The 20,380-nt window shown below is 63.8% G+C and carries 22 protein-coding genes; 8 read left to right on the top strand and 14 right to left on the bottom strand.

Annotated elements, in window-relative coordinates; all coding sequences use genetic code 11:
• Positions 1 to 611: 611 nt before the first annotated feature.
• Both VGO04_RS31140 and VGO04_RS31135 read right to left on the bottom strand, forming a co-directional pair.
• A complete protein-coding gene (locus VGO04_RS31140) occupies positions 612 to 1,844 on the bottom strand; it encodes an HlyD family secretion protein (RefSeq protein WP_327499854.1) in 1,233 nt (410 codons plus the stop codon).
• Between the two features lie 3 nt (positions 1,845 to 1,847).
• Positions 1,848 to 2,309 carry a hypothetical protein gene (locus VGO04_RS31135; RefSeq protein ID WP_327499853.1) on the bottom strand — a complete coding sequence of 154 codons (462 nt, stop codon included), beginning with the start codon at positions 2,307 to 2,309 and terminating at the stop codon, positions 1,848 to 1,850.
• A gap of 268 nt (positions 2,310 to 2,577) precedes the next feature.
• Between VGO04_RS31135 and VGO04_RS31130 the strand changes: the two genes are divergently transcribed.
• Positions 2,578 to 3,312 carry a class I SAM-dependent methyltransferase gene (locus VGO04_RS31130; RefSeq protein WP_327499852.1) on the top strand — a complete coding sequence of 245 codons (735 nt, stop codon included), beginning with the start codon at positions 2,578 to 2,580 and terminating at the stop codon, positions 3,310 to 3,312.
• A gap of 17 nt (positions 3,313 to 3,329) precedes the next feature.
• Here VGO04_RS31130 and VGO04_RS31125 read toward each other — a convergent pair whose 3' ends face one another.
• From VGO04_RS31125 to VGO04_RS31115, 3 genes are all read right to left on the bottom strand, one after another.
• A complete protein-coding gene (locus VGO04_RS31125) occupies positions 3,330 to 3,782 on the bottom strand; it encodes a hypothetical protein (RefSeq protein WP_327499851.1) in 453 nt (150 codons plus the stop codon).
• A gap of 78 nt (positions 3,783 to 3,860) precedes the next feature.
• Complete coding sequence (locus tag VGO04_RS31120) at positions 3,861 to 5,129, bottom strand: NAD(P)/FAD-dependent oxidoreductase (RefSeq protein ID WP_327499850.1); 1,269 nt, start codon at positions 5,127 to 5,129, stop codon at positions 3,861 to 3,863.
• A 165-nt stretch (positions 5,130 to 5,294) separates the two neighbouring features.
• Positions 5,295 to 5,609, bottom strand: a complete 315-nt coding sequence (locus VGO04_RS31115) for a DUF1272 domain-containing protein (RefSeq protein WP_327499849.1) — start codon at positions 5,607 to 5,609, stop codon at positions 5,295 to 5,297.
• Between the two features lie 71 nt (positions 5,610 to 5,680).
• Between VGO04_RS31115 and VGO04_RS31110 the strand changes: the two genes are divergently transcribed.
• Positions 5,681 to 6,688, top strand: coding sequence for a GlxA family transcriptional regulator (locus VGO04_RS31110; RefSeq protein ID WP_327499848.1), 1,008 nt, complete (start codon positions 5,681 to 5,683; stop codon positions 6,686 to 6,688).
• 28 nt (positions 6,689 to 6,716) lie between these two features.
• Here the strand turns inward: VGO04_RS31110 and VGO04_RS31105 are convergent, their stop codons facing one another.
• Complete coding sequence (locus tag VGO04_RS31105; protein ID WP_327499847.1) at positions 6,717 to 7,181, bottom strand: Lrp/AsnC family transcriptional regulator; 465 nt, start codon at positions 7,179 to 7,181, stop codon at positions 6,717 to 6,719.
• Positions 7,182 to 7,369: 188 nt separating this feature from the next.
• On the opposite strand from VGO04_RS31105, the gene VGO04_RS31100 reads away from it, so the two are divergent.
• Complete coding sequence (locus VGO04_RS31100) at positions 7,370 to 8,089, top strand: aspartate/glutamate racemase family protein (RefSeq protein WP_327499846.1); 720 nt, start codon at positions 7,370 to 7,372, stop codon at positions 8,087 to 8,089.
• 174 nt (positions 8,090 to 8,263) lie between these two features.
• Complete coding sequence (locus VGO04_RS31095; RefSeq protein WP_327499845.1) at positions 8,264 to 9,637, top strand: HD-GYP domain-containing protein; 1,374 nt, start codon at positions 8,264 to 8,266, stop codon at positions 9,635 to 9,637.
• A 122-nt stretch (positions 9,638 to 9,759) separates the two neighbouring features.
• On the opposite strand, the gene VGO04_RS31090 is transcribed toward VGO04_RS31095, so the two are convergent.
• From VGO04_RS31090 to VGO04_RS31080, 3 genes are read right to left on the bottom strand one after another with little or no spacing between them, the layout of a single operon-like run.
• On the bottom strand, positions 9,760 to 10,128 hold the full coding sequence (locus VGO04_RS31090) for an NIPSNAP family protein (protein ID WP_327499844.1): 369 nt from the start codon (positions 10,126 to 10,128) through the stop codon (positions 9,760 to 9,762).
• 6 nt (positions 10,129 to 10,134) lie between these two features.
• Positions 10,135 to 10,668: a GrpB family protein gene (locus VGO04_RS31085; protein ID WP_327499843.1), complete on the bottom strand. Its 534-nt coding sequence runs from the start codon at positions 10,666 to 10,668 to the stop codon at positions 10,135 to 10,137.
• Positions 10,669 to 11,052, bottom strand: coding sequence for a VOC family protein (locus VGO04_RS31080; protein WP_327499842.1), 384 nt, complete (start codon positions 11,050 to 11,052; stop codon positions 10,669 to 10,671).
• A gap of 206 nt (positions 11,053 to 11,258) precedes the next feature.
• On the opposite strand from VGO04_RS31080, the gene VGO04_RS31075 reads away from it, so the two are divergent.
• A complete protein-coding gene (locus tag VGO04_RS31075; RefSeq protein ID WP_327499841.1) occupies positions 11,259 to 11,723 on the top strand; it encodes a hypothetical protein in 465 nt (154 codons plus the stop codon).
• A gap of 31 nt (positions 11,724 to 11,754) precedes the next feature.
• On the opposite strand, the gene VGO04_RS31070 is transcribed toward VGO04_RS31075, so the two are convergent.
• Together VGO04_RS31070 and VGO04_RS31065 are read right to left on the bottom strand one after the other, a co-directional pair.
• A complete protein-coding gene (locus tag VGO04_RS31070; RefSeq protein WP_327499840.1) occupies positions 11,755 to 13,044 on the bottom strand; it encodes an NAD(P)/FAD-dependent oxidoreductase in 1,290 nt (429 codons plus the stop codon).
• A gap of 389 nt (positions 13,045 to 13,433) precedes the next feature.
• Complete coding sequence (locus tag VGO04_RS31065; protein WP_327499839.1) at positions 13,434 to 13,838, bottom strand: helix-turn-helix domain-containing protein; 405 nt, start codon at positions 13,836 to 13,838, stop codon at positions 13,434 to 13,436.
• A 201-nt stretch (positions 13,839 to 14,039) separates the two neighbouring features.
• On the opposite strand from VGO04_RS31065, the gene VGO04_RS31060 reads away from it, so the two are divergent.
• On the top strand, positions 14,040 to 14,924 hold the full coding sequence (locus tag VGO04_RS31060) for an SDR family oxidoreductase (protein ID WP_327499838.1): 885 nt from the start codon (positions 14,040 to 14,042) through the stop codon (positions 14,922 to 14,924).
• 244 nt (positions 14,925 to 15,168) lie between these two features.
• Positions 15,169 to 15,552: a VOC family protein gene (locus VGO04_RS31055; protein ID WP_327499837.1), complete on the top strand. Its 384-nt coding sequence runs from the start codon at positions 15,169 to 15,171 to the stop codon at positions 15,550 to 15,552.
• Positions 15,553 to 15,746: 194 nt separating this feature from the next.
• Here the strand turns inward: VGO04_RS31055 and VGO04_RS31050 are convergent, their stop codons facing one another.
• The 3 genes from VGO04_RS31050 to VGO04_RS31040 all read right to left on the bottom strand — a co-directional run bounded on the left by VGO04_RS31050 (position 15,747) and on the right by VGO04_RS31040 (position 18,499).
• Positions 15,747 to 16,961 (bottom strand): multidrug effflux MFS transporter, encoded by a 1,215-nt coding sequence (locus VGO04_RS31050; protein WP_327499836.1) that lies wholly within the window; start codon positions 16,959 to 16,961, stop codon positions 15,747 to 15,749.
• 148 nt (positions 16,962 to 17,109) lie between these two features.
• Positions 17,110 to 17,733 (bottom strand): histidine phosphatase family protein, encoded by a 624-nt coding sequence (locus VGO04_RS31045; RefSeq protein ID WP_327499835.1) that lies wholly within the window; start codon positions 17,731 to 17,733, stop codon positions 17,110 to 17,112.
• 13 nt (positions 17,734 to 17,746) lie between these two features.
• Complete coding sequence (locus tag VGO04_RS31040; RefSeq protein ID WP_327499834.1) at positions 17,747 to 18,499, bottom strand: pyridoxine 5'-phosphate synthase; 753 nt, start codon at positions 18,497 to 18,499, stop codon at positions 17,747 to 17,749.
• 475 nt (positions 18,500 to 18,974) lie between these two features.
• Here VGO04_RS31040 and VGO04_RS31035 point away from each other — a divergent pair, with 475 nt between their 5' ends.
• The gene (locus tag VGO04_RS31035) at positions 18,975 to 20,087 is read left to right on the top strand and encodes a hypothetical protein (protein WP_327499833.1); all 1,113 of its coding nucleotides are present in this window, start codon (positions 18,975 to 18,977) and stop codon (positions 20,085 to 20,087) included.
• Positions 20,088 to 20,380 lie beyond the last annotated feature (293 nt).

The raw sequence follows: 20,380 nt of genomic DNA, 5'->3' as shown, positions 1-20,380 counted from the left end.
CCGCAAGTATGCAATCCCCGGAAGAGTATGGCATGCTTGTGGCTATATTGCGGTGCAGTTGCTTTATTTATTTGATTGCGCGCTTGAGCCTCCGTCCCCACGGGGGCTCAATCATTTTTGGGGCACCCCTGGTTCCGTATCTAACTGATTTCGCAGGGCGCATCGCCGGTGCATTAATACGCGCTCGTCACCAACGGCCTTGCGACGCACCTGCAACATGCGATGGCGCCGCGGATGATGCTCTCGCAACCGGGTGCAACCGGCTCAATCTTGAATACGTCGCGGCCTTACGCGGCAGTGGCGACCGATCGCAAAGACACCTCGGAAGACCCATCTGGGCAGCAGATCGTCGCCTTCACCCTCTTCACCCTGGAGCGGGACGCAGCGGCGCCTCACGACGTGTTTTCATACGCAGGGATGGCACAATCGCAGACGATCGCGACCACGCTTCAGGACTGGTCCGAACGGATCGAAATCGCCCGCATCACGTTCGCGCGCATGGGTCGCCTAACGTTCGCCGCCACGCTCGAGCAAGCGGTCGCCCGGACCAAGGCCTGCTGCAAACAAAAACCGGCCGGGATGGATCCCGGCCGGTTTCTCCAAGCGGAATATCAGTGGCCGCCAAGCACCAGCGTCTGCACCGGCAGCATCAGTGCCTGGATGCGCAGGATTGCGGCGTGGACGAGCCCCACGGCATCGACCCCGTGCAGATAGGCCCATTCGAGCGTGCTGATGCCGGGTCTGTCCAGCTCGTCGTGGTTGCTGGTGTAGGCATTGGCGATACAGCTGCTGCCGGGCGGCACGTCATCCAGCACGCCCGGGTAAAGCGGCTCCATCACCACGGTCAGCGTGCCCGGCTGCGAGATCTGCGCCACGTCGATCAGCTGGTCGCTGGCCCGCACCTGGCCGGCGGCGATCACGTCCTGAACTTCTGTCACGACGAGCGGGATGATGGTGAAGGGCTTGCCGACGCAGGTCGCCTCCCCGATCATGCCCACCTTCATCACCTGCGCCTCGATCTGGCCGAAGCCGGCGACCAGTCGCGCCCGTCCGGCATCTTCAGGCACCAGGACGCCTGCGGGGCGCAGCAGCGGGTTGACGATTTCGCCGACCCGAAGAGTGAACTGCTGCAGCGTACCGGACACGCCGGCACGCACGGTGGTCTTGGTGATGTCGACCTCCGCCTGTTTCAGCGCCGCTTCGGCGCTCGCCTTCTGCGAGGGCAGCAGCGAGGAGAGCTTCGTCTCCAGCGTCTGCTTGCCCGAAAGAGCAGCCGTCACGGCGCCCTTGCGCCCTTCGAGCGCCACCTGACGGCGTTCGATCTCGCGCCGGGCAACGACATTGGGGTTGAGCCTGTTCAGCTCGACCTGCGTGTCGTACTCGTCCTGCGCCTGCTGCAGGGCGGCCTGTGCCTGGACGATCACACCATCGGCAGCGACAAGCTCGGTGCGGGCGACGGTCGTCTCGGCGTCGACCTCGGCGATCTGGCGTCGTGCGACCTCGGCCTTCGCCTCTTCCTCAGAACTGTCGAGCTTGAACAGCGGCTGACCGGCCTTCACCTTCTCGAAGCGCGTGGCGTAAATCTCAACCACACGCCCGTTGGTCTCCGGCAGCACCGCGACCGTGCGGAACGCCGCCGTCACGTTCTTCGTCGACGGGTGGAAGTAGAAGATCAGGGTGATCAGCGAGATCGTCAGCACGACGCAGGCGGTAATGCCCCAGCGCAGTTCGAACCAGACCGAATAGATGGTGATTTCGCGCCCGATGCGCTTTCCCTGGCCGTAACGGCGGAAGAGGTAATCGGGCAGGATGGTCAACATGGAGCAAAGGATAAACTCGAACATGGCTTATGCCTTCCCTTCCGTCGACGGCTCTATGGGCAGCGCGCGTGGCTGGAACTGCGGCTCTGCCGCCGCCGCCTCGGCCTCGGTCACCGCTTTCTCAGCGACGGGCGGCTCGCCAGTCACCTTGCCGGCGATTTTCTCCAGTGATCCGGCAATCGACGACAGCGGCGAGGAGAAATCCGGCAGGTCGATCAGCGCCAGAAGGAGCGCCGCGCCCCACAGAAGATTGTTGTGCGTGAGCAGCGACAAGAGCGCCAGAACCGCCACCAGCTCGAGCTGGATCTTGTTGGTCTTGTGCGCCATCACCTCCGGCAAGGAGTGGAGCCGCAGATAGAGCGTGCCGAGCGCAAAGATCGCGACGATCAGGAAGATGGCAACGGCAGTGAGCAGCCAGTCGGACTGGCCGGGTGCGGTTATGAAGCCCGGTAAGTGATGAATGGCTGCAGGATGGATGGCTTCGGACATTACGCCTCCGCAAATCGAACTGGACCAAGAGAATCGAACATTAGCACACCCCCACAAAACGAAAACAATTGCTTGCGCCCCCGCCTCAACTTGACCTTGCAGGGCCGCACGTCCTATCCAACGGCGCACTGGCGCCTTGAAACGCCGCCGGTTTCGAGCAGGATAAAAGGGCGCAGGCTGTTCCTTCGGGAACGGCAACCCGGCCCCGCCAGCCCTATCGCGCGCGCAGGCATTCGTGCCCCCACAGCTTGCCCAAGGAGACACCGCCATGGCCCAGAACATCTACGATCGTCAGGAGTTTTTCGAAGGCTACAGCCAGCTCGGACGCTCGCTCCACGGCCTTGCCGGTGCTGCCGAATGGCCAGCGATTCGTGCGTTATTGCCCGACCTTTCCGGGCAACGCGTCGTCGATCTCGGCTGCGGCTTCGGCTGGTTTTCGCGTTATGCCCGCGAGGCGGGTGCGGCAGAGGTGCTCGGGCTTGATCTCTCTGAAAAGATGATCGCCCGCGCCAAGGCCGACACGTCGGACCCGGCGATCGAATACGGCATTGCCGATCTCGACCAGCTCGAATTGCCCGGCGACAGCTTCGACTTCGCCTATAGCTCGCTCGCCTTCCACTATGTCGAGGATTTCGCCCGGCTCACCGCCACCATCCACCGCGCGCTTATCCCCGGTGCCCATTTCGTCTTCACCATCGAGCACCCGATCTACATGGCCTCGCACAATCCCGGCTGGCGCATCGTGGACGGCGAACGCACCTGGCCGGTCGACCACTACTCGGTCGAGGGTCCGCGCACGACCGACTGGCTCGCCAAGGGCGTGATCAAGCACCACCGCACCATCGGCACGACGCTCAACACGCTGATCGCCACGGGCTTTGCCATCCGTCACGTCGAGGAATGGCGGCCGACGGAAGAGCAGATCGCCGAGATTCCGGCACTTGCCGAGGAAGTCGACCGCCCGATGATCCTGATCGTCAAGGTGGAGAAGCAGGCAGCCTAGCAGCCTGCACCGGATTGTCAGGAGCCTGAGAGAAACGTCTCCATCGCGGCCGCACGGCAGGCATGAACCATGCCGATCGCGCCGGCCTCGCGACGGCTGACATTCGCCTTGCCCCAATAGGCCTCTCCGGATTTCGCGCTCGGCATGCGCACGGACTTGAGGACGTCGGGCAGTGTTTCATTCACGCAGCCGAGGACGAACGCGCGCACGGCTTGAATGCCGCACTCGGCCCCCTTTGCGTTTAGGCGAGCTTTTGGCAGTTCCCTCAGCCGCTGGTCCACGCCCTCCAGAACGAACGTGCTTTCCGCGCGCGAAAACGCATTTACCCCAAGCAGCTTTTGCAGCCGCGCCCGCTCCGCCGAATAGCTGACCTGCGGACAGGATTGGGCGGCCTCAGCGGCCGGTGCGCCGCAGGCGGCAAGCAGGAAGGCAATGGCAAGGGCGCGGCCCGGGGCCTTGGATTTCGTCACGTGGATTCCCGACTCTCTGTGAATGAAGCCGGGAACTTAATCATGCCGGAGCCAACTAAAAAGTGTATTTCACAATCCTCACCCCTTCTCCTTCAGCGTCTCCTTCTGGGTGATCAGCCGGGCGCTGTGCTGGCCGCTCAGATAGGTCCAGAACCAGCTCCAGGCGACAGCGAAGCGGCTGCGGGTGCCGATCAGGAAGTAAATGTGGGCGATGCCCCAGATCCACCAGGCAAGCGCCCCTTTCAGCTTGAAGCGCCCAAAATCTATGATCGCGGCGCGCCGGCCGATGGTGGCAAGGCTGCCCTGGTGGCGATAGCGAAACGCGTCCGGCGGCGGGTTGCCGGCAAGCCGCGCACGGAGGACCTTGGCGACATAGGCGCCCTGCTGTTTGGCGGCGGGCGCAATGCCCGGCACCGGCTTGCCGCCGTCATAGGTGACGGACGCCGTGTCGCCGATGACGAAGACGTCGGCATGGCCGGGTGCCGTCAGATCCGGGCCGACGATCGCCCGGCCGGCACGGTCGGCGGCAATGCCGAGCCAGCGCGCGGCGGGCGACGCCTGGACGCCGGCCGCCCAGACGAGGGTTCGGCTGGCGACGAATTCGTCACCGATCACCACGCCCTCTTCCGTGCAGGACGTCACCGGCGTGCCGGTCCTGACCTCGACGCCGAGGCGCTGCAGCTCCTTGACCGCATAGGCCGAGAGGTCTTCGCTGAAGGCCGCGAGAATGCGCGGCCCCGCCTCTACCAGGATCACCCGCGCCTGCCGCGTGTCGATGCGGCGGAATTCTTCCGGAAGCGTCTGGTGCGCCATCTCGGCGATGATGCCGGCGAGCTCGACACCCGTCGGCCCGGCGCCGATGACGGTAAAGGTCAGAAGCGCATCACGGGCGGCCGGATCTTCTTCCAGCTCGGCGCGCTCAAAGGCGAGCAGGACGCGGCGGCGGATCGTCGTCGCATCCTCCAGCGTCTTCAGGCCCGGCGCAAACGGCTCCCATTCGTCGTGCCCGAAATAGGCATGCGTCGCGCCGGTCGCCAGCACCAGCGTGTCGTAGGTGATGCGGCTTCCGTCCTTGAGCACGACGGTTTTGTCACCCTCGTCCACATCCGCAACTTCGCCAAGCAGCGTCGTCACCTCGGGCCGGTCGCGCCAGAGGCTGCGGATCGGCCAGGCAATTTCAGACGTCGCGATCAGCGTCGTTGCGACCTGGTAAAGCAAGGGCTGGAAGAGGTGATGGTTGCGCCGGTCGATGAGAGTGATGCGCACCGGCGCACCAGCCAGCTCCTTGACGAGCTGCAGGCCGCCGAACCCACCGCCGACGACGACCACGTGATGCCTGTCCTGCATGTTTTTTTCCAGTCGGCTCCGCAACTGGCCTTCCTGTTGGACATGCCACAACATTGGGGCTGGCGGCTCTCAGGACAAGCGCTGACGCCTCATGTCTCCCTTGCAAAAAATCAAGAACTGCCACCTGTGGTGGCAACGACCATTGCTTTCAGGACCATGCGTCCGTCAACGTTCGCCGGGCGCAAGGTGCCGGATCCGCGCCACGTGAACCCGGATCTCCTCGGCGGTAAAGCGCGTGTGGCGGCGCACGTCGCTGGCCGGATCGAAGCCGAGGCCGAGCCGCTTCTCCGGCCTCCACGATTTTTGCGGCCGGATGGGCCGCGCAGCAAACCCGCCGCCGCAGGTGGGGCAGACATTGTCGAGCACCGTTTCCACGCAGTTGGCGCAATAGGTGCACTCATAGGAACAGATGCGCGCGTCGGCCGAGCCCGGTGGCAGGTCGCAATCGCACAGTTCGCAGTTTGGTCTGAGTTCAAGCATGGTCGGCTCCTGTCGCGGCGGAAAAGATCCCGTCCTTGCTCGCACGAAAGGCTGATGGCATAAATGACAACATGCCCTCGTTTTACGCCAAACCGGAAGAGAAGACGCGAACCGTCGCGATCGTGCTCTTCGACCGTACCAAGCTGATCGACGTGACCGGCCCCTTGCAGGTGTTCAACGACGCTCGCATGCCTTGCGGGCAGCCCGCCTATGCCATCCAGCTCCTCTCCGAGACCGGCGGCCTCGTCGTTACCGACACCGGCGTCGCCCTTGATACCTTGCCCTTTTCGCACGCAGTATCGGCTCCGCCCGACACCCTGCTCGTCTCCGGCGGGCAAAGCGCCTTGCAGGCGGCAAGCTCGCAAGCGCTGCTCGCGTTTCTTGCCGACATGGCCGGAACATGCCGACGCCTGGGCTCCATCTGCCTCGGCGCCTTTATCCTCGCCCGCGGCGGACATCTGGATGGTCGGCGCGCAACCACCCATTGGGAGGACTGCGCACAGTTTCGCGACGCTTTCCCGGCGATCGATGTGCGCGAAGATTCGATCTATGAGCAAGACCGCGGCGTCTGGACATCCGCCGGCGTCACCGCCGGCATCGACATGGCGCTTGCCATGGTCGAAGAGGATCTCGGCCGCAACGAGGCCCTGAGGCTTGCCCGCTCGCTGGTGCTTTATGTCAAGCGAACCGGCGGCCAGCGTCAGTTCAGCGCTGCTCTCGACCAACAGATCAGGAGCAGCAGCGACCGGTTCGACGCGCTCGTCACCGAGATCCGCGCCAACCTCGCCGCCGACCTTTCCGTCCCGCGCCTCGCCGACATGGCACGCATGAGCGAACGCAATTTCTCACGCCTTTTCACCGAGACGATGGGCGCAAGCCCGGCCCAGTTCATCGAGGAACTGCGCGTCGATGCGGCCTGCGACGCCCTTCAGCGCGGCGACGTCTCGGTGGCGCAGGCGCCGTTCCTGTTCGGTTTCGGCAATCCCGAACGTTTGCGCCGTGCCTTTCAGCGCCGCAAGGGCATCTCGCCCTCGGACTACGAGGCCCGCTTCGGCCCGCGCCGCCCGGAGGCGACGTGACGTCGCCGGCCCCGGGTCGGCCGCGCCCTCACACCGCGTAATCGACCGGCACCGCCGTGCCGCTCTTCAGGATCTCCATCGAGATCGAGGCCGAGACGTCGAAGAGTTCGACCTTGCGCACGATCTGCTTGTAGACCACGTCGTAATGCTCGACGCGCGGCAGCACCACCTTGACGATATAGTCGTAGTTGCCGGTCAAGCGATGCGCCTCGACGATCTCGGGGATATCGCTGATCGCCTTGCGGAACGTCTCGATCCACTCGTCCGAGTGATGCGCCGTCTTGATCATCGCAAACACCGTCGTCGGAACACCCATGCGCTCACGGTCGAGCACGACGATGCGCCTGGCAATGTAGCCCGCCTCCTCCAGCCGCTGGATGCGGCGCGAGCAGGCGGACAATGAGAGGTTCACCCGCTCCGCCAGTTCGCCAACCGCAACGCTGGCATCCTGCTGCAGCAGCGAAAGCAGCTTCCTGTCTCTCTCGTCAAGCACGCCGATCCCTCCCATCGTATTCAGAACACTCGCTGCATATTTGCACACTTTCTCAACAATGCACAAATGTATCGCGCGATGGAGCGATTTCTCTCCCATCAAAGCGAACCGTTCCGGCCCATCATGCCGCATAGTTCCTGCCATCGAACAACGGCCGCGGCAGACGCGGCAACATCGGGCAGAGAGGAATGGTTATGCGCAAGATCGGTCTTATCGGCGGCATGAGCTTCGAAAGCTCGGCGGTTTACTACCGCATGGTCAACGAGGCCGTTCGCGAGCGGATGGGTGCGCTGCATTCGGCCGAGGTCCTGCTGCACTCCGTCGACTTCCAGTCGATCGTCGACCTGCAGAAGGCTGGCCGCTGGGACGACGCCGCCAAGCGTCTCGCCGATGTCGCCCGTGGCCTTGAGTCGGCCGGCGCCGACTGCGTGCTGATCTGCACCAACACCATGCACCTGATCGCAGACGCGGTGCAGGCCGCCGTCGATATTCCCGTCATCAACATCATCGACGAGACGGCGCTGCGCCTGAAGGCCGCCGGCAGCCGCAAGCCGCTGCTGCTTGCCACCCGCTACACCATGGAGCACGGCTTTTATGCCGAGCGCATGCGGAGCCACGGCATCGACATCATGGTGCCGGACGCGGAAGGCCGCTCCCTCGTCCACAACGTCATCTTCGACGAACTCTGCGCCGGCCAGATCCTGCGCTCGTCCCGTCGGGCACTGGTCGACCTCATCGACAAGGCCGAAGCCGAAGGTGCAGACAGCGTCATCCTCGGCTGCACCGAGATCTGCCTGACGCTCGACCCGCGCGCCCTGCCGCTGCGGGGCTTCGATTCCACGGCGATCCACGCCGAGGCGGCCGTCGAGTTCGCGCTTGGCCGGCAGGATTTCTGCCGCGCCGCTTGAGGCAAGACTGAAGGCGGCCGACAGCAGCGACGGCAACGATCCCCAAAGATGCATGGCCCGCGACCTTGTCCGCGGGCCATTTTCCGTTCCCGCTGCCAGATTGGCCACGCACTAAGCCGCCCTTAACCCCTTGGCAGCTAAGGAAAAGCTGCAGGGATGGAGGATCGCGCGAAAATGGCAGCGATATCGGGGGCAGAGCGTCAGCCGCAGAAGTTGCGGCTCGCGGAGATCGTCAGCGCGCTCAGTTATGCGCTCGACCTGACGGACGGCCAGCCGGCGGGCCACAGCGTGCGCTGCTGCTGGATCGGCATGCATCTCGGCGAGAGGCTGAAGCTCTCCGACGCCGAAAGGCACGATCTCTACTATACCCTCCTCCTGAAGGATCTGGGCTGCAGCAGCAACGCTGCCCGCATCTGCAAGCTGTTTGCCACCAGCGACCATGATTTCAAGCGAAACGCCAAGCTGATAGACAACAGCTTCACTGAGGTGCTGGGGTTCATTGCGGCCAATACGGCGGTGCGCTCGGGCCTTGCCGTCAAGCTGCGCACCGTTCTCAATCTCGCGATGAGCGGCTGCAAGATCGATCGCGAGCTGATCGAAACCCGTTGCGAACGCGGCGCCGAGATCGCCCGCCGCATGCGTTTTTCCGAGCCGGTCGCCGAAGCGATCCTCGATCTGGACGAACATTGGGACGGCCGCGGCCAGCCGCTTGGGCGCAAGGGCACGGAGATTTCGCTGCTCGCGCGCATCGCACTTCTGGCCCAGGTCGTCGACGTCTTCAACATAACCTCAGGGCGCAAGGCCGCCTGCCGCGAGATCCGCCGCCGGTCCGGAAAGTGGTTCGACCCTGCGCTCGCCGCCGCCTTCGAAGAGATCGCCGCCGATCCCGGTCTCTGGTCCGCACTTGAAGACCCCAAGCTTGACGAGCGGGTCTTCGCGCTCGAGCCGGCCGGGTTCTCCCGCGACGTAGACGACGACCTGCTTGACGATATCGCCGATGGCTTTGCCCAGGTGATCGACGCCAAGAGCCCCTTTACCAGCGGCCACAGCAAGCGCGTGGCGCTCTTTACCGACCTGATCGCCACCGAACTTGGCCTCAGCCGCGCGCGCAAGCGCTGGCTGGTGCGCGGCGCGCTGCTGCACGACATCGGCAAGCTTGGCGTATCGAACGAGGTTCTCGACAAGCCCGCCAAGCTCGACCCCGAGGAATGGTCGGCGATGAAGAACCATCCCGATCTCGGTGCAGCCATCCTTGAACGGATCGACGCCTTTCGCCGGCTCGCGGAAATCGCCCGCAACCATCATGAAAAACTCGACGGCAGCGGCTACCCCGGCGGCCTTTCGGGCAGCGAACTCGATCTCGAAACCCGCATCGTCACCATTGCCGACATTTTTGACGCGCTGACCGCCGACCGGCCCTACCGCGCCGCCATGCCGGCAGCAAAGGCACTGGCGATCATGGCCGCCGATGTCGGAAAGGGGCTTGACGCCGCTTGCTTCGACGCACTGACGCGCGCGCTTCAGGGGCTGGAAGCGAAGGCAGCCTGAGCTTACGGGAACATCTCAAAAAAACAGAGAGCTACAGGAGTTTCCGGACTCTTCTTCAGAGCCGCCGGCGCGACCCCGCCTTGATCGACCAAAGGCGACGAAACTTAAGGCGCGCCCCGCCGCTACTGTGCTCGTACCAGCGGCTGCAGGAAAATGCGCTCATAGCTCACGAACGGCGGATCCTCGCCGAAGCGCGTGTTCGCCGCAATGCCGTCGGGATCGGCGGCCACGTTGGTGCGGTACCGACGATACGCCGCCTCGTCGGGAAAGGTGAAGAGAGCGATGGCGATGTCGCCGGCGCCCTCCTGCGCCACACCCGGAAAACTCGCGCCGACGCCTTCCGGCCTTTGACGCGGCAGAAAATAGCCGTGATGCGTGCCGCCATGACGCTCGATGAGCGTGATCCAGGTCTGTGCATAGACGTCGAATTCCGCCATCCGGCTTTCATCGATCCGATAGCGGATTTCGCAGGTGACCGGCGCGTTCGACATCAGGCTTCACGTCCCCGTTTGTTTACCCGCGGCGCCGAGTTGCGTCGCGCGGCTAACGATCTCGTTGATGAAATTGCTCTTTTCAGCAGTGTATCGATCACCGTCATATCGAAACGCTTCGGCGAGCCGCGCCTTGAGTGCCGCATAGGCCTTGGCGCTTTCTTCGTGGCTGCGCAGATAGTCGCGAAAAACCAGACGCTGCCGGTGCGTCTCGTTTTCCGGGAGGCAGAGATACACCCGCTGCTTCGGCTCGACACCATGCAGCATGAACGCCCAGACGTCGTCGTGGTACCGGTTGCCGCGCGGCTGGTATCCGGCGTCGATCAGCGATGCACTGGCAGCAGCAATGTCGGGCATCCCCCTTACCGTGACGTCGATGTCGATGATTGGCTTTGCCGGCATGCCGGGAATGGACGTGCTTCCGATGTGGTCGACCGCGACCACGCGCGCGCCGAGCAATTGTCGCAGCGTCCCTTCGATTTCCAGGTGCCGTCCCGGCCACGTCGGATCATAGGGAACGATTTCCACCAGCGTCGCCATTCAGGGCACCATGACGGAGCTTTGCGCCGGCCTCGGCCCACGAAGGCCGATGCAATTGCCGAAGGGATCACGCACCTGGCACATCCACAGGCCCTCTTGTATCGCCATCGGTCCGCGATAGAGCACGGCACCGAGTGCCTCGAAATGGGCAAGGGAACGGTCGAGATCCTCGACGGACCAATAGACCACCGAGCCGGCCGCACCGCTTGCCAGCTTCTCGTCGGCCTGCACGAGTTCGAGATCGACCGTGCCGACCTTGAGATAGGCAAAGTCGAACGCCTCGAGCCATTGGCGCTCGGCATGCGGAAAGGCACGCTGATACCAGGCAAGCCCCGCCTCGGGATCGGAGACGTGCACCAGAATGGCCGCCACACCGTTGGTCATCGCTTGCTCCCCGTCATACCGCGCTCCGTATTCGCCCATCTCGATCGCGCCTCGCCATCAGATCTCATTACAGGATTCGTCAGTCATCTCACGATTGAAACAACCACAAGGCTCGCGCCTGCCTTGAATTTCGCTCAATAACCCCTCATGCGTGCATTGCACGCAATCGTCCCGCCACAGTCGCCGGCCATCAAGGATCCGACAGTTTGACCACGCAGCACCGCATCTCTGCCACCGTCGCTTCCCTTAGCCTTTGCGCGCTGTTGCTCAGCGCCTGCGGCCCGGCCTATGACACCGATGATCCGGACTATGCCTATTTCGCCGGCCTCTTCGATGCCACGCGAAAAGCGGATCAGGTGGCAGACATGGAGCGCCTCAACGGCGGCGATTGGCAAACTGCCTGCATCTTCGGCGGCTATGTGCACCCGATCGAAGAAATGGAGAAGCTCGGCGCGACCATCGCCGAAGCCGATCGTCAACGCATGCAGGACGCGAAGGACAGCGGTTTCAGGCTCTACGAAGTCGAGGAGTTCGAGATGATGGTTGCCTATATCGACAGGGCCAAAAGGGCGCACTTCATTCACTTCAAAAGCGGGATCGGCGCGCAGGGACAAGGGCACAAGAGCTGCGTCACCCGGCCCGAAACCAAGATTACCCTGTTCGGTCCCTAAACCCTACCAAGGTCAGACCAGAGCGGCACCCTCAGGCGCCTTCGTTGACGCCCACCCGTGGCGGTGCACCGACCCGTGTCAGGGCGCTGGCACGCACGGCATGCCAATCGCATTCGGCAAGCCCCGCTGATCTGAAAGGATCGACCAGCGTGCCAGACACGATCGAGGCAAGCAGCGCCTGCATCGGCGGCGTGCGCGCGACCGTTGCCACCAGCCGGTCGCGCAGCCAGGCAAGCAGCGCCGAATCCGACTGGTAGAAGGGCGTGAAGGCAAGCGACAGCAGCTGGAACAGCTGGACGTGGCTGCGCCGCGCTGTTGCATAGGCGGCGAGCGCCGTTTCGAGATCCTGCGACGTATCCAGCGCATGCGCCAGCGCCGCAACGTCGAGAAGCGCCATGTTCGCCCCCTGCCCGAGCTGCGGGCTGGTCGAATGGGCGCTGTCGCCGACAAAGGCGATCCGTTTCGATATCGGCGGGCGCAGCGTGCGATGGGCATAGCGGGCGAGCGTCAGCTGGTCCCAGTCGCCGATCTCAGCCATAAGCGGCGCGCACTCCGGCCAGTAGTCGAGGATCACCTTCTTCCAGCGGTCGAGCCCCGCCCGGCGCACGGCGTCGGCATCCGCCACCCGAAGGCTCCAGAAGAAGGCGACCCGCTCCTTTTCGCCTGCCCTTGCCTTGCCGGCCGGCAGCACGCCGATCATCACCTTCGCTCGGTCGTAGCGCTGCACCAGCGCGTGGGCGTCATGGGCGAGCCCATCGCTGTCGAGCGTTGCCCAGAAGGCGCCATAGGCGAGTTCGCGCAGCCTGGGCGCTGCGGCCTGGCCGGCGGCAAGCCCCGAGCGTGCGCCGCTGGCATCGATCACCAGGTCATAGGCGCCCGCCTGCCGGCCTTGCGCGTCGAGAAGAACCGCCTTGTCACCCGCCACCCGCACATCGGTCAGTGTCAGGCCGGTACGGATGGCAAGGCCCGCCGCGACGACGGCGTCATGGAGCGTGTTGAACAGCGCGGCCCGCTGCACCGCCAGCCCAAAGCGCCCGCCGGCGAGCGCATCGTAGCGCACGTCGAGCACGGTGCGACCGGACCTCGCGTCGGCTCCGTAAAGGCGGTCGATCCGGCTGCCGAGGGCAAGCATCGGCTGCAACAGGCCGAGGGCGTCGAGCACCGTCAGCCCCGTCGGCTGCAACATCAGCCCGGAACCGACGGGCGAGGCTTCGTCGAAACGCTCGAGCAACTCCACCCGATGGCCACGCCGCGACAGCATGAGCGCTGCCGCAAGCCCCGCCGGCCCCGCGCCGGCAATGCCGATATGCAAAGTCTTCATGGTCCCTCGGTTCGGCGCGCAATCAGGCGAAACGGATTCGCCTCATTGGCAAACTATAGGGAAAATCAAGGCGCTACGGCAAGGCAACCCGCCCGACGCATGGCGTCGCGCGAACGGCGCATGACGTCACGTGATCAAGCGAACGCAGCGGAACTTGCCCCTCATCCGCCTGCCGCTTCTCCCCGGTAGCGGCGCGAAGGGACCTCGTGGCACCCGCTCACATCCGTAGCCGAGGTTCCGGGCACCCCCTTGCGCAACCGCTGTTTGCCGCAACCTAAAGGGGCGCCCTAGAAGGGAGGAACTGCCATGTCGTCAGTTGAGCGTGTCAGAAAGAACGGAATCGGCGAAGAGCTACACCGCCCCTCTTCCAACAGAGATTTGAACGCTGCTCACGCCCCTGCGTCATAGACCTCGCGGGCTGCGCGGATGGCCCCGTGGTTTGCCACCGACCAGTCGACGAAATGCTTGAGCAGGCCGAGCAGCGAGCGGCCGAGATCGGTCAGCGCATATTCGACACTCGGCGGCTGCGTCGGGTAGACGGTGCGATGGATGTAGCCGTCGCGCTGCAGGTCCCGCAGCGTCTGGGTCAGCATGCGCTGGGAAATGTCGGGGATCAGGCGGCGCAGCTGCGAGAAGCGCAAGGGACCGTCCGCCAGCGACAGGATCATCAGCGAGTTCCACTTGCCGCCGATGTTGTCCATGACATCGCGCACCGGGCATTTCTCGACATCCATCGGCACGCCGCAGACGATTGCCACGCGTTTGCCTTCCATCTCGCCCGTCAGCTTGTTCATCGGCGGTACCCTTTTTGTAACCACAGCAGAAAAAACTGCCTCCTTTACAGCTCTACCCAGATTACGAGATAAGAGCAAGTCTCAAAAAGAGACCATATACCGGCGCTTCTCCCAGGTGGCCGGCCAACAAGGCGGGAGAGGAATGTGCCGGGGGCTCCCCGCGCATTCCCGTCTCGGTTTACAGAGGAAAGAGGAAAGACCATGTCCGATACATTGCTCGTCACCGGCGCGACCGGAAAACTCGGCAAGCTCGTGCTCGACCAGCTCCTGGCATCCGGCGTGGCGCCGGCCCACATCATCGCCACCAGCCGCGATACGGCGAAGCTTGCCGAGTACACGGCCAAGGGCGTCCAGACCCGCATCGCCGATTTCGACGACCCGGCCTCGCTCGACAAGGCCTTTGCCGGCGCCGACCGGATCCTGATCATCTCGACCGACGCGCTCGACCAGCCAGGCAAGCGCCTTCGGCAGCATCTTGCAGCCGTCGCAGCTGCAAAGAAGGTCGGCGCAAAGCACATCGTCTACACCTCGATGCCGAACCCCGAGACCTCGGTCATCCCCTTTGCACCCGATCACCTCGGCACCGAAAACGCCATCAAAGCGACCGGCATCGCCTACACGATCCTGCGCAACGGCTGGTACATGGAGAACCTGTTCATGGCGCTGCCGCATGCGCTTGAGACCGGGCAATGGTATTCGTCTTCCGGCGAGGGCCGCATCGCCCACATCGCCCGCGCCGACGCCGCCAAGGCGGCTGCCGCCGCCCTCGCCGCTTCCATCGGCGAGAGCCACACCTATACACTGACCGGAGGCGAACTGCGCACGACCGACGAGATCGCAGCGCTGGTCGTAAAGGCAACCGGCAAGCCGCTCCAGGTGGTGCACATCTCCGACGAGGCGCTCGCCGGCGGGCTGAAGGGCGCGGGCCTGCCCGACTTCCTGATCCCGATCGTCGTCTCCTTCGACGCCAATACCCGAAAGGGCCATATCGACATGGCGACGGATGACCTGACCAAGCTGACCGGCGCTCAGCCGGCGAAGCTCGACGCGTTCCTTGAAGCCAGCAAGAGCGCGCTCGTCGGCTGACGCGGCAAGCGACACGAAACCGGAGCCCGGCCATCTGCGCCGGGCTCTCGGACCCCTTACTCTCGGACCCCGGGCTCTCGGACCAACAACAGGACGGGCGACACGACTGCCTCCTCCGTGCGTCCGACTGCACGAACTGGCTCCCATGTTCGCCCGGTCACGCGCGGCGCATTTGTTCTTGTTATGTTCACGTCACCATGATACCAACTCTCTCGGCTCCGCAACCGGAGAAAGGGGAGAGATCATGAGCGTTTATGTGACCGTGGGTGCATTGGATTCCGCCAAGTCGAACGCCTTCTACGATGCGGCACTGGCGACGATCGGATGGAGCAAACACCTGGAGTTTCCAGACTGGCGCGCCTACTCCGAAGGCGGGACCGGTAAAGGCTTCGTCCTGTGGGTCTGCAAACCCTTCGACGGTGAAGCGGCAAGCAACGGCAACGGTTCCATGGTCGGCTTCATGGTCAAATCCCGCAGCGACGTCGATGCGTTCTACCAGGCCGCCATGGCCAATGGCGGGTCGGATGAAGGCGCGCCGAACCCACGGCCGCATTATGGGCCTGACTGGTACGCCGCCTATATGCGCGATCCCTCAGGAAACAAGATTTCCGTCGTTTACAACGGCTAGCGTTAGAGGTCCCGACCTCGGATCCGACGCCTGCTGGGCAGGCCGCGTGAAAGGCCGATGCCTGTCACCGGCCTGCATCGCTTTCAGGCCGCCAAGCGACTCTCCAGGAAAACCATGGGGCGGTTTTCCGTTCGGAATGGCTTGATATCAAAGAGTGAGGTCATCTCGCCGTTTCGATGAAACAATGAAATGACCTAGCGTATTGCCTCGACCGGCGTCGCATCGGCCCGCAGGGCGAGCTGTGAAAGAACAAGCGCGCTGCCGCCCGCAAGAAAGAAGCCGGCCGACAGATTGAGCGTCGTGCCGTCGTAAAAGGCGCCCACCGCCACGGCAAAGAGCGTCGCGATCAGGCTCGATCCGGAGGCGATCAACGACGCGCCGAGACCCGCAACCTGCCCAAGCGAGCGCATCGCCATGGCGTTGAGATTGCCGAACAGCACCCCAACCGCGAAGAAGGCGGCAAAGCCGAGCACCATCAGCACGGCAAGCGGCGGCCGCCCGCTCCAAAAACCCGATGCCACCAGCATCGCGAGACCCGCCGCCGAAAGGCCGATGAAGCCGTGACGCGCCATTGTCTCGGCTCCGAAGCGCTGCACCAGCCGGGCATTGAGGTAGGAGGCAAGGCCAATGCCCGTCGCCAGCATGGCAAAATACAAGGGGAATGTTTGCCCGATGCCGTAGGCGTCGAGGAAAAGATCGGCCGCGGTGCTGAGATAGAGCAGCTGGGCGCCGAAGACGAGCCCGGTCGCCGCAATCAGCAGCGCCACGCGCCGGTTGGACAGGATGCGCCGCCCGTTCGCCAAAAGAAGCCGCGGACGAAACGGAATGCGCCTCTCGACCGGCAGCGTTTCCGGCTGCCGCATCACCAGCCAGAGCCCGAGAAGCGCCGCCACCACCAGATAGACGGCAAAGACGCTGCGCCAGCCTCCGATCGCGATGATGCCCTGTGCAAGGCCTGGCGCAAGCATTGGCACAAGGATGAACAGCGTGAACATGAACGACATGACGCGCGCCATCTGGTCGCCCTCGAACTGGTCGCGGATCATCGCGCGCGTGGCGATCTTCGGCCCGGAAACGCCGACGCCCTGAAGGAAGCGGCCAAGAATCACCATTTCGAGCGATCCCGCCAGCATGGCAATGACCGTTCCGAGACCATAGACACCAAGGCCGAGAACCAGCGCCCTCTTGCGCCCCAGCGCGTCGGAGAGCGGCCCAAGCAAGAGCTCGCCGAAGGCCATGCCGAAAATGAACAGCGATATGATGTGCTGCGTCGAAAGCGGAGGCTGAACGCCGACGTCGGCGCCGATCTCGCGCAATCCCGGCAAAAGCGCATCGATGCTGATGGAGGTGAGCGAGGTCAGAAGCGCATAGAGGACGATGCGCTCGCGGAAACTGCTTGGAAATGTCATTGGCTGCACACAAGGTAAGGTTGGGCTCGACCTATAGCAGCCCTTCCGCAGAATTGCGCGCGCCACGGGCAAGGGCGTCCGCAAATTTCTTCGCGGATCCTGTCGCGGCGAGCTGGACGCCTCGCCTGCAGCGCAGGCAAGCCTGCGGTCAGGACTTCAAGTGCGAAACATCCGCCAGACTGACAACCGCCCGGTTCCGGAAAAAATCGTCCTGGCGAAGATGCGTGATGCTTCCGGACTTTGCCGGGAAGCTCAAGAACCCGGTGGCCCCGATCGGCACCTTCATCCAGGCGGCCATCACCAGCGTCAGCGTAAAACCGTGGGTAACGATGATCTGCGTCACGCAGGGCCTCGCCACGACAGCGTCGACGAAAGGAAACACACGGCTGGCGACATCGCGGCGGGTTTCCGCGCCGTCGATGCCACAGGGATGATCGAGCCGGTCGTGATCGGGCGCCGGCCGATAGCGCGCGTCAAGCCATGCCTGGGGTTGGCCTCCCGCCTCGCCATAGCTGATCTCGCGCAGGGCGGCGGTTTCCGTTACCGGCTGCGCGAAGCGCCGGGCAATCGCCGCCGCGGTTTCTGACGCGCGGCGAAGGTCGGAACTGTAGATCTCGACGTCGCGGCCGCCGGCAAGGGCAAGCAGCCGTTCCGCGGTCGCCTCGGCGTCTGCGAGGCCCCGCGCCGAAAGCCCGGTATCGTACCAGCCGCCCACCCTGCCCTCCAGGTGATGGACAGACTCCGTATGGGTGACGACGAAGAGGTCCTTCATGGCTGGGACGGCCTCAGACCTCCTGTCCGCAGGCGCGGCGGAAGCGGCGCACAGTCTCGGCCATGCCGTATTCCAGCGCATCGGCCGTCAGCCCGTGGCCGATCGACACTTCGGCAAGGTTGGGAATGTGGCTTGCAAGCAATGGCAGGTTGGCGACCGTCAGGTCGTGGCCGGCATTGACGTCGAGGCCGAGGCTCGCGGCAATCTGCGCGGTGCGTCCGAGTTCGCCGGCGATCTTCTCGGCCTTGTCCGGATCGTCGAAGCAGCCGCCATAGGGGCCGGTATAAAGCTCGATGCGATCGGCACCCGTCTCCTTGGCGATACGCAGCGCTTCTGCATCTTCGTCGCCATCGGCAAACAGCGAGACGCGAAAACCTTGTCTCTTCAGCCGCCCGACGACGTTGCCGAGCAGATTGTGGTTCTTGCGGAAATCCCAGCCGTGGTCGGAGGTCGCCTGCGCCGGATCGTCCGGCACCAGCGTCACCTGTTCCGGCCGGTGCGTTTCCACCAGCACCAGGAACTCCTCGTTCGGATAGCCTTCCATGTTGAATTCCGTCTGCGGAAAGGCGTCGTCGATCAGGTCGCGGATCGGCTGCAGGTCGGAAAAGCGGATGTGGCGCTGGTCGGGACGCGGATGCACGGTGAGACCGGCAGCACCGGCTTCAAGCGCAATGCGTCCAAGGGCCGTAACGGATGGCCAGGGGAGATCGCGCCGGTTGCGCAGCATGGCGACGGCATTCAGATTGACGGACAGTTTTGCAGGCATGTCTGAACTTTCCAGAGGCGGGGCCGAAATCGACCCGGATGCAGGCAATGTGGACGCAATGTTCTACTGCATAATGGCGGAAACCAGAAACGGTTTGAAGTCCGATTATGCAGCAATTCCAAAGAGTACGGACACAAGAACCGCGACGATAGAACGCGGGTCGTTTGCCCGCCTTGCCTTGATCGAATCTTGACAATCGACGTTTCTAATATGCAAGAAAGCTCAATCACTAAGGGCGCAACTCTCGCGCCCTTCACACGCCCACCGCCGGCCAAAAGGCCACAGTCTCGACCTGCCATCGGGGAATGGACGCAATTTTTACGATTACATCAGAAAAAACTCAAATTTGGCGTCTAATACCCCTGACAACTACTTTTTTTGGGCTTAAGTTTCCGAATCAGATCGAATGGCCCTGGCCCGCGCCGCGATCGCTTTTCATAGATTTTTAGATCCCATGACCCTGGAGCAAGCCTTGATGACGACGGTCGAAAGACCCTGCGATGAGACGATACGACGGACGCTCCGCCGCATCCTCGAAAGCAAGTCTTTCGCGCGCTCCGAGCGGCTGCGGGCGTTCCTCGCCTATGTCGTCGAGAAGGAAATGATTGGCGAAGGCCACCAGCTCAAGGGCTATTCGATCGCCATCGACGTCTTCGACCGGCCCCAGGCCTTCAATGCCGACAGCGATCCGCTCGTGCGGGTGCACGCCGGCAAATTGCGCAAGCTGCTGAAGGCCTTCTATGAAGGCGACGGCGCCGACGAGGAATGGCGCATCACCATTCCCAAGGGAACCTACGTTCCTGAATATGTGCCCGTGCGGGCAGAGGTGGAACACACGGCCGCCCCCGTCGCGCGCCAGGCCAAGCCGGCCAAGCGCCGCTTCAGCGGCCATCGTCCCGCCTGGCCGCCGGCACCGCTCTCTTCGCCGCTGTCGGTCCTGACCGTGCTGCCGCTTTTGCTCTTTGCGCCGATGCCCTCGCAGGAAATGACGCTGGACCTCGACGCCCAGGCAAAGCTCTTCAACGTGCGCCATGCCACCGAAAGGGTCTTGCCTTCGGTGAACGTGAAGCTGAGCGGCCCGGAAAACGGCGATGCGAAATCCTTCGCCACGGCGCTCCGCCTTGCCGCCCAGCGCCACAAGACGCTCGCGCGCGCCACGGACGGCGACACGGGCCGGCCGGTCTCGCGCAATTCCGCCCTCTCCTTCACGGTGCAGGTCACCTGGAACGACGCGCCGGCGCAGGGTATCCGCGTCACCCTCTCCCACGATGGCGAGAACGTGCCGCTTCGCCAGGATTTCATCAGCTGGAAGAAGCTGGAGACCGAGCCGGACCTGTTGTTCGAGAGCATGTCGCTTGCCTCCGAGCTGTTCTCGCTCGACGGCGAAATCTACGAGCACGCCCGCGAGGAGCAGATCGAAAGTCCGCTGATGGGCTGCATGGCCTCGACCCAGCGCTATCGCAAGCACCTCACCCGCGACGCCTTCGAGGAAGCCTGGTCCTGCCAGCAGAAACTCTCGCCGCTGCGCGGCGACGAGCCGCTGTTCATCCTGAGCTCCAATAGCCCGCTGAAGGTCATCGGGCACTGATGCCGCGCCCCGGGGCACCTGGCGCGCACGGGACCCGCGCAACGGACGCTCTAGCACACTGATTCTAAAGCAATTTTCCGCCCGCAGGTGATCCCACTTGAGGGCGGATGCCTTGGCGGAGCCGGCAATCGCCGGTCCGTCCAACATGCGCTGCGACCCCCAAGCCCGCCATATTCCCATGCCATATTAAACACTGGTCATATTAGCGATTCGCGTATACGTTACACGCATGCGTTGGGAATGGATGCCTGGTTGCTCGTCAGGCAAGCATCGTTGTTCCTTCAGTCAACCGC

This window comes from Ensifer sp., from assembly GCF_035999185.1.
Classification (GTDB): domain Bacteria; phylum Pseudomonadota; class Alphaproteobacteria; order Rhizobiales; family Rhizobiaceae; genus Ensifer.
Note: the sequence above shows the minus strand (reverse complement) of the source record. Positions and strands in the feature narration are given on the sequence as shown.